The organism is Bacillus cihuensis (assembly GCF_000504145.1).
GTDB lineage: Bacteria > Bacillota > Bacilli > Bacillales > DSM-1321 > Peribacillus > Peribacillus huizhouensis.
The window spans coordinates 1252604-1265035 of the sequence record NZ_KI632495.1 but is presented as its reverse complement, the minus strand read 5'-3'; the positions used below and the strand labels follow the sequence as shown (position 1 = coordinate 1265035).

12 protein-coding genes are annotated in these 12432 nt (G+C 38.1%); 7 read left to right on the top strand and 5 right to left on the bottom strand.

The features are described from left to right. Positions 1 to 71 precede the first annotated feature (71 nt). Complete coding sequence (locus tag V179_RS0112000; protein ID WP_028391668.1) at positions 72 to 1379, top strand: MFS transporter; 1308 nt, start codon at positions 72 to 74, stop codon at positions 1377 to 1379. A 289-nt stretch (positions 1380 to 1668) separates the two neighbouring features. Next, positions 1669 to 2925, top strand: a complete 1257-nt coding sequence (locus tag V179_RS0111995) for a DNA polymerase IV (RefSeq protein WP_034301080.1) — start codon at positions 1669 to 1671, stop codon at positions 2923 to 2925. A gap of 223 nt (positions 2926 to 3148) precedes the next feature. On the opposite strand, the gene V179_RS0111990 is transcribed toward V179_RS0111995, so the two are convergent. The 4 genes from V179_RS0111990 to zwf form a co-directional block, all read right to left on the bottom strand. Beyond that, positions 3149 to 3481: an ArsR/SmtB family transcription factor gene (locus V179_RS0111990; protein ID WP_028391666.1), complete on the bottom strand. Its 333-nt coding sequence runs from the start codon at positions 3479 to 3481 to the stop codon at positions 3149 to 3151. Next, positions 3481 to 3912, bottom strand: coding sequence for an SRPBCC family protein (locus V179_RS0111985; RefSeq protein WP_034301077.1), 432 nt, complete (start codon positions 3910 to 3912; stop codon positions 3481 to 3483). Before V179_RS0111985 ends, V179_RS0111990 begins: the two co-directional genes overlap by 1 nt. A 170-nt stretch (positions 3913 to 4082) precedes the next feature. Further along, positions 4083 to 4256, bottom strand: coding sequence for a hypothetical protein (locus V179_RS0111980; RefSeq protein WP_028391664.1), 174 nt, complete (start codon positions 4254 to 4256; stop codon positions 4083 to 4085). Positions 4257 to 4633: 377 nt separating this feature from the next. After that, positions 4634 to 6136, bottom strand: coding sequence for a glucose-6-phosphate dehydrogenase (gene zwf, locus V179_RS0111970; protein WP_235179029.1), 1503 nt, complete (start codon positions 6134 to 6136; stop codon positions 4634 to 4636). A 365-nt stretch (positions 6137 to 6501) separates the two neighbouring features. On the opposite strand from zwf, the gene rnz reads away from it, so the two are divergent. From rnz to V179_RS0111940, 5 genes are all read left to right on the top strand, one after another. Beyond that, the gene (rnz, locus tag V179_RS0111960) at positions 6502 to 7455 is read left to right on the top strand and encodes a ribonuclease Z (protein WP_028391661.1); all 954 of its coding nucleotides are present in this window, start codon (positions 6502 to 6504) and stop codon (positions 7453 to 7455) included. A gap of 150 nt (positions 7456 to 7605) precedes the next feature. Beyond that, positions 7606 to 8424 (top strand): squalene/phytoene synthase family protein, encoded by an 819-nt coding sequence (locus tag V179_RS0111955; protein ID WP_028391660.1) that lies wholly within the window; start codon positions 7606 to 7608, stop codon positions 8422 to 8424. A gap of 173 nt (positions 8425 to 8597) precedes the next feature. Then, positions 8598 to 9608: an ABC transporter substrate-binding protein gene (locus tag V179_RS0111950; RefSeq protein ID WP_028391659.1), complete on the top strand. Its 1011-nt coding sequence runs from the start codon at positions 8598 to 8600 to the stop codon at positions 9606 to 9608. 45 nt (positions 9609 to 9653) lie between these two features. Further along, on the top strand, positions 9654 to 10679 hold the full coding sequence (locus V179_RS0111945; RefSeq protein WP_028391658.1) for an ABC transporter permease: 1026 nt from the start codon (positions 9654 to 9656) through the stop codon (positions 10677 to 10679). After that, the gene (locus V179_RS0111940; protein WP_028391657.1) at positions 10654 to 11448 is read left to right on the top strand and encodes an ABC transporter ATP-binding protein; all 795 of its coding nucleotides are present in this window, start codon (positions 10654 to 10656) and stop codon (positions 11446 to 11448) included. The genes V179_RS0111945 and V179_RS0111940 overlap by 26 nt, the downstream gene beginning before the upstream one ends. Before the next feature lie 205 nt (positions 11449 to 11653). Here the strand turns inward: V179_RS0111940 and V179_RS0111935 are convergent, their stop codons facing one another. Beyond that, a complete protein-coding gene (locus tag V179_RS0111935) occupies positions 11654 to 12424 on the bottom strand; it encodes an energy-coupling factor transporter transmembrane component T family protein (RefSeq protein ID WP_028391656.1) in 771 nt (256 codons plus the stop codon). Between the last annotated feature and the right edge of the window lie 8 nt (positions 12425 to 12432).

Sequence of the window (12432 nt, the reverse complement as noted above, 5' to 3'; positions counted from 1 at the left end):
ACTATAACTCTCAGAAGCACCTTGTTTTAGTTAAATTTGGATTGTGATTTATTATAAGAGGAGGAATTATTATGGAGATGAACACCGCCCCAAGTTTGCCGACACAAACAACTCAAAAGAAATATCGTTATACAGTCTTAATTTGGTTGTTAATAGGTGGAATGCTCAATTACTTAGATCGTTCTATTCTCTCCATTGCGGCTCCGAAAATGATGCCGGAACTTGGATTAAGTGTAACGGATATAGGTTTACTTGGCGCTTTTTTTTCTTGGTCGTATGCTATTATGCAATTGCCCTCTGGATGGCTTATTGACAGATTTGGTGCTAAAAAACTTTATTCGATAGGTATTTTAGTATGGAGTGCATCAGTCTTTTTTAGCGGAATGGCCAGTGCGCTTTGGGTATTCATTTTATTACGAGTTATTTTAGGGGTTGGTGAAGCACCTTGTTTTCCAACATCAGCAAAAATTACAGTTAACTGGTTTGCGAAAAAAGAGCGAGGACTTGCTGCGAGTATCTGGGATTCGTCTTCTAAATGGGGACCTGCGATTGCCCCTCCAATTTTAATTTTTATCATGATCACATTTGGATGGCGGGAACTATTCTATTTTGCAGGGGGCATTGGGATTATATTTGGATTTATCTTTTTGAAGTTTTACCAAAATCCAAATGATAGCAAGAGACTATCAAAGGAAGAATTAGAATATATAAAAGCAGATGGAGCCGGTGAAGAACAGAGTAATAAGAGTTCAAATATCAAATGGCTTTCCTTATTTAAGTACCGTAGTGTCTGGGGAATGATTTTGGGATTTTTTTGTACGATTTGGATATGGAATATCTTTCTCGTTTTTTTACCTTTATATCTCTTGGATGAATATCAAATATCATTGGCACAAATGGGGATTTATGCAAGTATCCCATGGATAGGTGGAGGAATAGGTAACCTTACAGGTGGATTTATGACAAAAAAAATGGTGGAGTCGGGATTCGCTTCACCAATGAAATCAAAGCAGATTTTAATTAGTATTTGTGCTGTTATGGCAGGCATTTCTGTAATTTTATTACCCTTTGTTAACAATATTGCTTCAACGATCGTACTTCTTACATTTGCGTTATTTTTTGTATCAGCGATTACGGGGAACGCATGGGCATTGGCCACAGATGTTGCTCCTTCATCAATGGTAGCGTCCGTTGGTTCAATACAAAATTTCGGCGGATACTTCGGAGGAGCCTTCTCACCAGTGGTAGCAGGGCTAATTGTACAATCCACCGGTTCATATTCGTTAGCTTTTATTAGTGGTGGTATTATAGCATGCTGTGCAGCTATTTGTTATTTGTTTATTGTGAAAAACCCAATTGAAGAACCAGCAAAGGCATAAATTATTGAAATTAGCTCAATGAAATAAAGTGAAATAAACTATTACATTTAAGTAAAAAGATAGGTTGGTATGCATGTGTAAACAAAATTCCTAGAATCATCCACTAGTAGAAGTAGATAGTTTATAGATTTATTAATCGACACTAGGAGAATAATTGAATAAATATGACTGGAATCTGAGATATCTTAGATTCCGTTTTTTTGTGTGGGAAATATTCTGGGAAATGGGGTCTGACCCCTTATTATGCTACAATAAGTATATCTGCTGTTTGTAAGGAAGTGACAGTTGAATGGATGAGATGTATCCTAGAAATGGAAAAGTAATTCTTCATGTGGATATGAATAGTTTTTTTGCTTCTGTAGAGATGGCGTATGATGCTGGACTTAAGGGGAAGCCGCTTGCAATCGCTGGGAATGTTGAGGAGCGCCGTGGAATTATAATCACGTGTAGCTATGAAGCAAGGAAATTTGGAGTGAAAACGACGATGCCGATTTGGCAAGGGAAAAAGCTGTGCCCTGAACTTATCATATTAAAGCCTAACTTTGATCGATACCGGAAAACTTCCATTGCCATTTTTGAACTGATGAGACAATATACAGACCTAGTAGAACCGGTTTCAATTGATGAAGGATATCTAGATATCACAGGTTGCGCGGAACTAGGTTCTCCAATTGAAATTGCCGATAGTATTCAAAAGCGGATTTTTGAAACGATGGATTTGCCTTGTAGCATCGGAATTGCCCCGAATAAATTTCTAGCTAAAACCGCTTCAGATATGAAGAAACCGATGGGCATCACGATTCTCAGAAAAAGAGATGTTCCGTTGAAACTTTGGCCTCTTGAGGTTGGTGAAATGCATGGAGTCGGCAAGAAAACAGCAGAGAAGCTTAATAGTATCGGAATTGAAACAATTGGCGATCTCGCTAAAGCTCATGATGTAACACTCAGGCAAGTTCTTGGTATTAATGGGCTAAAATTAAAGGAACGAGCGCAAGGAATAGACGGGAGAGCAGTCGACCCAGAATCCATATTTGATCATAAAAGCATTGGCAACTCAACGACATTGCCAAAGGATATAACGAATCAGAAAGAATTAATCGATATATTAGAGCAACTTTCAACAAAGGTAGCTCTTAGGTTGAAAAATAAAAAATTAGTAGGGCAAAAGATTGGTGTTACCATTCGTTATAAAGACCGAAGGACGATAACGAGAAGCAGAATTGTCGAAAATCCTTTTTTCGAGAAACCTGAGATTCATCAGCTTGCAGTCGATTTGTTTAAAAAGCATTGGAATGGAGAGAAAGTGCGTCTACTTGGAGTGACCGCTTTCGATGTAATGGATAAGGAAGCTGCCTATAAACAGCTAGATCTATTTTCTTATGAAGAAGATGCGGAAAAAGAACCGCTTTACTACGCTATGCAAAAACTGCAAAGCAAATATGGCAAGGAAATCATCAAAAGAGGAGTCGAAGCTGCTGAAAAGAAAGGGCAAGCGGAGACGAGTTTCAGCAAGGATTTTCTTGATAACTTGCGATTAAAGGAATAATAGAGCAGATAATAATTGTTTGGTTCAGGAACAAATAAAAGGGATGTCATAAGGGTCTGACCTCGCACTCTAAATCAGTTTGTAGTGTTTCATACACGTATCTTACTCTGTATTTAGTGATTGTGGGTCTGACCCTTTGTTTTTGGGACACCCCGGTTACCTTTGTTGTGAATCAGACTTTAAAACTTAACCTATTGATTTTCAAGATCTGTTTTGATGACTTTTAATCTTTTTCATTCTGATTTTCAACAATATGTTTAAGGATAGATAACTTGTTATGCCAAAATTGTTCGAAATAGGAAAGCCATTGTTTCAATTCATCCAATGAATCTGGTTGTATTCGAAAACGTTTTTCTCTTCCTATTTTTCGTCCATTAACTAGTTTTGCTTCTGAAAGAATATGAAGATGTTTTGCAATAGCTGTACGACTCATTGGGAAATGCCCGGTTATTTCTAAAATAGATAATTCTTTTTCAGCGAGTAATTTGAGTATATCTCTCCGAGTAGGATCCGCAATAGCTTGGAAAACATCATGCTTTTGTGCTGAAGCAGACATTAATTAGTCACAATCTTTCTCAACTTTTCAATAATTCCTGTCCAACCTTGACTCATCCGGTCACGAATAATGGAGCTTTTCTCGTTCGGTTTCGGAAGGATGTAATCAGGGTTTTTCCATCCTCCATGAATAAGTGTAAACTCTGTCTTACCATCTACCTCTTTTAAGATAAAAGAAACGACCCAGCCATCTTCATCCCATGAAAAAGAAAGTCGATTAGGTGGATCTAATTCAGTGACTTTGCAAGGCGAAGGTCCGAACGGTGATTGTAAATGGAATTCCTGTCCTACTTTCGGTTGAAAATCATTGGGCATGAACCATAAGGCAATTCCTTCTGAAGTTGAAACTGTATCCCACACTTTTTGAATGGGCGCATCAATAATGACTGTTTGCTTAATATCTTGTAATGTAACCTGATAATTTTCTACCAAAATAATTCTCCTTTTTGTATAAATATAAAACCAGATGGTTTTGTTTTTATAATATATAACACCTTTTGGTTTCGTGTCAATGGTAAAAGAGGCTGACCCGTAATGATAGGGTCAGGCCTCAAAATTCTTTTAGTACGTTTATAAAATTGTATAAAGCGTAAGGTCCTCTGTTAATGTCGATGCTCTACAAGATCAATAACACCGAGAACGATATGTGCTAAACCGAAGCGAAATAGAGTGTTGGCGACCATTTTGTTGGACTTCCTATTTTGTTTCATTGCATACCCAGTTGCCGTTACCGCTGTGCCTAGAGCAGTAGGGATTAAGCCTTCTCGAATGTGCATCATGTTATCCCTCCACACAAGCGAAATTTGATGTTACATCAATAGTTTAACCTCTTTGATAGTCACAAATCAGGTAAAAACAGGAGTAAGTACCTAGTATGAATTAGGGATTTTGGAATTTGAAAATTTTGGTGTATGTCAGATAATGTAATCAATATAGTAGCGAGGCAGAAAGAGTAGATTAGATCATTCAAGGAGGGCGTAATAAATGAATTCTAGCTGGATTTTTGGAGTGTTATTTTTATTTTTCATTGCCTTGGAAACAGGAATCGCTTTTTGGCTTAACTTAGGAAAAGGGGAGTATGTAGACCGAGAACAACATGAATAAACAAGGCTGATTCTTAAGTGAAAGAAGTCAGCCTTGTTTTTTATCTATCTTAATTATCGATTTCTAGATTTTCAACTGGCCACCAGAAATGACCGTCTTTTTCCAGTAGGTTATCTGCACATTTTGGACCTATGCTTCCAGCAGCATAATTCGGGAAGCTTTCATCTTTCGTGTTTTCCCATACTTCTGAAATGATGTCAACAAATTTCCAAGATAGAGCGACTTCATCCCAATGGGTGAAATTGGTGGCATCTCCACGCATACTGTCGAATAATAATTTTTCATAAGCTTCTGGAGTATTCATTCGGTCAATGCTTGTATTGGAGTAGGAAAGTCTAACTGGTTTCGTTTTCATTTGGTTGCCATTTTTCTTAGCGTTTAAGAGTAGGGTGACACCTTCTTCTGGCTGGATATGGATGACAAGCAAGTTAGGATGGACGTTTTCTTCTGGTTCTTTGCTATAGTATAAATTCATCGGAATATCTTTGAATTGGACAACAATTTTCGTTGATTTAACATCCATCCGCTTCCCTGTACGAATATAGAACGGTACTCCTGCCCAACGGAAATTATCAATGAGTAACTTACCAGCTACATATGTTTCGGTATTGGAGTTAGAAGCGACAGATGACTCATTTCGATAGGCAGGAAGTAAGGAGTCGGAAACAGTGCCTTCTCCATATTGGCCTCGGACAAAGAAAGCGTCGACCTCTTCTTTTCTCATTGGGCGCAATGAGCGCAATGCACGTGCTTTCTCACTACGAATTTCTTCGTCAGTTAATTTGATTGGCGGTTCCATTGCAAGCAATGCAACCATCTGCATCAGATGATTTTGGACCATATCACGAAGCGCTCCACTGGTTTCGTAGTAACGACCTCGTTCTTCAACGCCAAGCGTCTCACTGGAAGTCACTTGGATATTAGATATGTATCGGTTATTCCATAGCGGTTCAAACATTGCGTTTGCAAAGCGAATCACTTCAATGTTTTGGACCATTTCTTTTCCAAGGTAATGATCAATTCGATAGATTTCATCTTCAGAAAAGGCTGTACGAATTTGTTCATTAAGTTCTTTAGCTGATTCAAAGCTAGTACCGAATGGTTTTTCAATCACGAGTCTTTTGTATCCTGGCGTATCTGTTAAACCTTGGGCTTTCACTTGCTCAGCAATTGTACCAAAGAATTCAGGTGCCATAGCTAAATAGAAAATTCGATTGCCTCCTAAATCATATTGTTCATCCAGCTTATCTGCTATGTTTTTTAATTCAATGTAAGATTCTGAACTGCTCACATCATGGGAATGATAAGAAAAATGTGAGACAAATTCATCGACATTTTCATGGCTGTCAGCAAAAGTCTGAACAGAATCTTTAACATTTTCTTGAAATTCAGCGTTTGTTAAAGGTCTTCTGGCTACCCCAACCACTGCGAATTTCTCAATATTTTTTTTTTGAAACAATCGATAAATCGACGGAAATAGTTTCCGTTTGGCCAAATCTCCGGTGGCCCCAAAAAGGATGATTAATGCGGTCGGTTTATTCGTTGATATCACTTGCATAACCTCACTTTTCATAAAAAATAATCTATTGTTCATATATTTAACTATAAAGATACATGTAAGTGAACGCAATATTCTTGCACTTTCATTATTTAAGGATACCCATAACTTGACTATTGTATTTAACCCAGTTTAACAGTTGTAAAACCCCTTTGGTGAGATAAAGTGAAACTTACCTTTGTGGTTTTCAAAGGTATAGTTGAACCAATCGGGTTTTTAATGTGTCTATATCGAAGTGTTGGCCTTCGATATAGAGACACTAAAACGGGACTAACCATAGGCGGGGAACTACACTCACTTATGGAAGTTTCACTTTATGTTATAATAAAAAAAGGAAATGATACAACGGAGGTAATATTTTGGATTTTGTTTTTTTAGGAACTGGTGCAGGTATACCTGCCAAGGCAAGAAATGTATCGGCAATCGCGCTTGAATTGCTGGAAGAGCGAGGAGTGGTCTGGTTGTTTGATTGCGGTGAAGCTACCCAACACCAAATATTAAAAACATCAGTTAAACCACGTCGAATTGAGAAGATTTTTATTACGCATTTACATGGTGACCACATATTCGGTTTGCCTGGTCTACTGAGCAGCCGCTCTTTTCAAGGAGGAACTGAAGACTTAACTGTATACGGTCCTAAAGGGATTGGAGACTTTATTCAAACAAGTCTTGCCATAAGTGGCACTCATCTTAAATATTCTCTATCCATAGTTGAAATAGAAGAAGGTATCATCTTTGAGGATGAGCAATTTACTGTTTCAGCTTTAGTGCTTGATCATGGAATCCTTTCTTACGGTTATCGGATAGTAGAAAAAGACAGACCTGGGACCTTGCTTGTCGATAAGCTGAGAGATGAAGGTATAGCACCTGGCCCTATCTTTAAAGCTATTAAAAACGGTGAAAATGTTACATTGGAAGATGGACGAGTTTTAAAGGGATCTGATTATTTAAGTGAACCAAATAAAGGAAGAATCCTAGCGATCCTCGGTGACACGAGGACATGTGAACAGGCTATTTTGCTTGCGAAAAATGCGGACTATCTCGTTCATGAAGCAACTTTTTCCAAGGAAGAAGGAGAGATGGCATTTGATTATTTCCACAGCACGACAGCGCAAGCAGCTGAAACAGCAAAACTAGCTGGTGCCCATCAGTTAATTTTGACACATATTAGTGCTAGATATATGGGAGAAGACATTGCTGTACTGCAAAACGAAGCGTGTGAAATTTTTCAAAACACGTTGATTGCAGAAGATTTACTCCAGATTAAGGTCCCTTTGTACATAGAAAAACAAAGAAAGACGATTATTGAATAGACCTTTTTGTATGGTATGATAAAGTGAAACTTCCATAAATGGGGCGTATTTCCCCCCTTATGGTTAGTTAAACCGGGATAAAGTGTAACTTCCATCAGTGGGATGAATTATTAAAAAAATGAAAGTTGTACATAAAAAAGGAGCTTTAATATGAGCGAAGAAAAAGATTTACAAAAGAAGGCCCATGATTTTTTAGTGCAAACGAGCCGAACCTTTGTTATTCCAATTAGCCAGCTTCCTTCTGGATTACAGGAAACCGTGGGGGCAGCGTATTTATGCATGCGTGCAATCGATGAAATTGAGGATCACCCCTTACTTCCAGCTGAGATAAAAAGTAAGTTACTAAAAGAAATCAGCAAGTTGTTGAGAAATGGTTACAATCGTGAGGAGCTGCTGAAAATCCTCCTTCCTTATGAAGCTTCCCTTCCTGACGTTACGTTATTTCTCAATGACTGGATTGCAATCTGTCCTGAAACGGTCGTAGATAAAGTACTTGATGCTACGGCAGAAATGGCAGAAGGAATGGCAAAATGGGTTGAATTGGACTGGCAAATTCAAAATGAAGAGGATTTGAGTGAATATACGTATTATGTGGCTGGACTTGTCGGAACGATGCTATCGGATCTTTGGAATTGGCATGACGGTACAGAAACAGATAAAGAACTAGCCATTGCATTTGGTCGCGGACTCCAAACCGTCAATATTCTTAGAAACAAAGCAGAAGATGCGGAAAGAGGTGTGAACTTCTTCCCGGAAGGCTGGGAGTTCGAAGATATGCTTCAGTATACTGAACAGAATTTGCAACGCGCTAATTTATATTTGGCAGATATTCAAACAACATCCATCCGCCATTTCTGTGAAATTCCATTAGCATTTGCCCATGCTACTGTTTCGGCGTTAAAGGATGGCAAAGAAAAAATAAATCGAAAAACTGTTACCGACATTGTAACAAAAATTGTTGGCAGTTAATTATTATAGAACCGTTTAAAAAAGTGTATTTCACTTTTTTGAACGGTTTTTTTGTTTATTTTTTTAAAATATTATCGGAAAAATTAGAATTGTATTGTAATTGGTCTAGGTATTTGGTTATAATTTATTTCAACAAAGCATAAAAGCGATAAAGGAAATAGGGGGATATATTCATGAGAAACACATGGTTTAAAACTGCAGCGGTCGGTTTAGCGGCAAGTGTATTGTTAGTAGGGTGCGGAAGTGATACTAGTAGTTCCGGTGACTCTGGAGAGACGTCAAAGGAAAAAACATATCAAATTGGTGTTTCTCAAATCGTCCAACATGCTTCACTTGATGAAGCATACAAAGGGTTTCAGGAAGCATTAAAAGATAAAGGAATCGATGCAAAATATGACGAGCAAAATGCACAAGGAGATCCAAATAACTCATTAACAATTGCGCAAAATTTTGCTGGGAAAAATGTTGACTTAATCTTTGCTAATTCTACGCCAAGTGCAATGGGAGCATTAACTGCAACAAAAGACAGTAATAAGGACATCCCAATTGTCTTTACATCTGTAACTGATCCAGTAGCAGCTGAATTGGTCGCTTCGCTTGAGGCCCCAGGTGGAAATATCACTGGTACGACTGATGCACACCCTGATGCAATTGCTAATTCAGTGGAATTTATTGCAAAAGAACTTGGAGCGAAAACGATCGGAACGGTCTACAACTCAGGAGAACAAAATTCAATTGTTCAGATTAATATGTTAAAGGCGGAAGCGGAAAAACAAGGAGTTAAAGTAGTTGAAGCTTCTGCTGCGACGTCTGCTGATGTGAAACAGGCAACTGAATCACTCGTTGGTAAAGCGGATGCCTTCTTTATCGTCACAGATAACACGGTTGTTGCAGCACTTGAATCGGTTATTATGGTTGCCAATGAAAAAGATATTCCATTGTTTGTTGGAGAGTTGGATTCTGTTGGTCGCGGAGGGTTTGCGGCATATGGCTTCAGCTACCACGATATCGGATATGAAGCAGGGGAGATGGCTGCAGACATTTTATTAAACGGAAAAAAACCTGCAGAGCTTCCGGTTCAATATCCGCAAAATCTTAAACTTGTCATAAATGAAAAGGCAGCAAAGGAAATGGGAATCGAATTGAAGGAAGAATGGAAATCAGAAGCAGAACTTATTAAATAAAAATAAAAAACATCTAGAATAAGCTTCTAAGAAAGGGATGAAAGGATGCCTACAGCAATCTTTAGTTCATTTGAATCGGGACTGATTTATGCCATCATGGCACTTGGCGTATATTTAACATTTCGGATTCTTGATTTTCCAGATTTAACAGTTGATGGCAGCTTTGTAACAGGAGCAGCTGTCACAGCAATTATGCTTGTAAATGGCTACTCACCGATAATCTCAACGGGCGCAGCCTTACTAGCTGGTTTTGCAGCTGGTTCGATTACAGGCCTCTTGCATACAAAAGGGAAAATCAATCCGCTACTATCTGGAATATTGATGATGATTGCCCTATACTCGATAAATTTACGAATTATGGGTAAATCTAATATTCCGTTATTTTCTGAATCAACGATTATTACGAGTGTTAAGGAAATTTGGTCAAAAACAGGACTGGATTCCTTTTTAAATAAAGGAATGGAACTGTTAGGACTTGGAAATTCAGTGCCAAGCACATGGGCAATTATTTTTATTATGCTCGTCATTTCACTAGTCATTAAATTTGCATTATCGCTTTTCTTAAAAACAGAAATTGGTCTGGCTATCCGCGCTACTGGTGATAACCAATCGATGGTGAAAAGTTTTTCCACCAATACTGATAACATGAAGGTACTCGGACTTTCAATTAGTAATGCACTAGTTGCTTTCTCTGGTTCACTTATTGCCCAATACAATGGTTTTAGTGATATTGGCATGGGGATAGGCATGATTGTCATTGGGCTCGCTTCTGTTATTATCGGGGAAGCAATCTTTGGGGCAAAAACGATTGCACGAGCTACCCTGGCTGTAATTGGCGGTGCGATTGTATATCGAATTGTCGTTGCACTCGCGCTTCAAGTTCAATTCCTACAAACAGGGGATGTAAAATTAATTACCGCAGCGATTGTTATCGGTGCATTAATCATTCCGCAGATAAAGGATAAGCAGAAAGAAAAAAGTATGAAGAGGAAACGTTTAAAAGAATTGCAAATGCAGCAAACATTGGTGAAGGGGGCGAAAGAGGTTGCTACAGCTAAATCAAATTTATAAAGTGTTTAACCAAGGAACTCCAGATGAAAAGCTAGCGTTAAAATCTCTCGAGCTTACCCTTGAAAAAGGTGAATTTGTGACCGTCATCGGTAGTAATGGTGCCGGTAAGTCAACACTGATGAATATGATTTCCGGTAAGTTGATTCCTGATGCAGGTTCAGTGATCATAGATGGTAAAGATGTTTCATCCGTCGATGAGTATGTACGTTCAAAAATGATTGGCCGTGTTTTCCAAGACCCAATGGCTGGAACTGCTCCACATATGACGATTGAAGAGAACTTGGCAATTGCATATGGCAGAACGAATAAAAGAGGCTTGAGATTAGGTGTCACGAAAAGTCGACGTAGCTTTTATAAAGAAAAACTCGAGACTTTGCACCTCGGATTAGAAAATCGGATGAATGCGAAAGTAGGTATGCTTTCAGGCGGTGAACGGCAGGCGTTGTCGCTATTGATGGCGACCTTCACGAATCCGAAAATTTTGCTACTTGATGAACATACAGCAGCTCTCGATCCATCACGAGCCGACCTTATTACTAAACTTACAAAAGAGATTGTTAGTCAAAACAATCTTACGACATTAATGGTCACTCATAATATGCAACAAGCCCTTGATCTTGGCACCTCCTTAATTATGATGGATAAAGGTCAAATCATCTTTGAAGCAAGAGGCGAAGAAAAGCAAAAGTTAACCGTAGAGAAGCTTCTTCATGAATTCCAACGAATTAAAGGGGAAAAAATGCTGAATGATCGAGCTGTATTGATTTAAATAAGGAAGATTGTTTTTATTACATTTTTTAGAAACATATATTGACGAATATAGAAGCAGTGAGATAATTATGAAATCTCACTGCTTTTTTATGATGATCTCAAATGGTTTAGTTGGATGTAAGTAATCTATCAGTGCAACCTTGCTAAATATCCTTTGAATAAGATTTTTGTATCAATAAGTCAGCGCCAGATCATTGAAGATATCAAATCCCCTTAACTGCTCCATAATATCCTCCTAGAAGTAGGATGACAAAATATAATATGAATACAAGATCATGTTTAGAAAAGCCGATTTCGTAATAATATGTCCGGTCCCGAGTGTCGGAAAATCGCTTTGCTTCCATGGCTATAGCAATCCGGTGTGCACGTCGGATACTCCCTGATAACATTGGGATGGAATAAGCTTTCATTTTAAAAAAAACGGACCGTATACCTGTTTGTCTGACCACACCACGCACTTTCATAGCATTTTGAATCGTTTGAAACTCCTCCAGCATAATCGGAATTAATCTCAATGCTGCCATAAAACTATAAGCATATTTTGGCTTGAGTTTGACTTGTTGCATTAAAGAATAGAACAGATAGACGGGTCTCGTAGTTAAGGCAAAGGTTAATCCTAGCACTGCAAATAGCAAGGCGCGAAAACCAACGAGTAGTCCCCTAAAAAAGCTTTCTTCGGTAATATGAATGAGCCCCCACTTAAACCAAGTGGTGTTTCCTTGTCCAAATAAAATCATCGAAGAAGAAGTCGATAAAAATACAACAAAAAAAGGGATAAAGAGTAATAAAATTCGTTTGAGCGGCTGTCCTGTAAAACACAAAAATAAAATCAATACGATTATCGTGAAGTTTACCATGAAAAGTAAATTATGAACTAATAACACAACTATACACAACATAATTAATACGAATAACTTAAGGCTAGGATTAATTTGGTGTAGCCATGTTTCTTTACTCGAAAAATCTAATTGCATGACGTTCC

Excerpts from the sequence above, each read along its gene's own strand:
- V179_RS0112000 (WP_028391668.1), top strand. The coding sequence starts at position 72 with ATGGAGATGAACACCGCCCCAAGTTTGCCGACACAAACAACTCAAAAG.
- V179_RS0111995 (WP_034301080.1), top strand. The coding sequence starts at position 1,669 with ATGGATGAGATGTATCCTAGAAATGGAAAAGTAATTCTTCATGTGGAT.
- V179_RS0111990 (WP_028391666.1), bottom strand. The coding sequence starts at position 3,481 with ATGTCTGCTTCAGCACAAAAGCATGATGTTTTCCAAGCTATTGCGGAT.
- V179_RS0111980 (WP_028391664.1), bottom strand. The coding sequence starts at position 4,256 with ATGCACATTCGAGAAGGCTTAATCCCTACTGCTCTAGGCACAGCGGTA.
- V179_RS0111955 (WP_028391660.1), top strand. The coding sequence starts at position 7,606 with ATGAGCGAAGAAAAAGATTTACAAAAGAAGGCCCATGATTTTTTAGTG.
- V179_RS0111950 (WP_028391659.1), top strand. The coding sequence starts at position 8,598 with ATGAGAAACACATGGTTTAAAACTGCAGCGGTCGGTTTAGCGGCAAGT.
- V179_RS0111945 (WP_028391658.1), top strand. The coding sequence starts at position 9,654 with ATGCCTACAGCAATCTTTAGTTCATTTGAATCGGGACTGATTTATGCC.
- V179_RS0111935 (WP_028391656.1), bottom strand. The coding sequence starts at position 12,424 with ATGCAATTAGATTTTTCGAGTAAAGAAACATGGCTACACCAAATTAAT.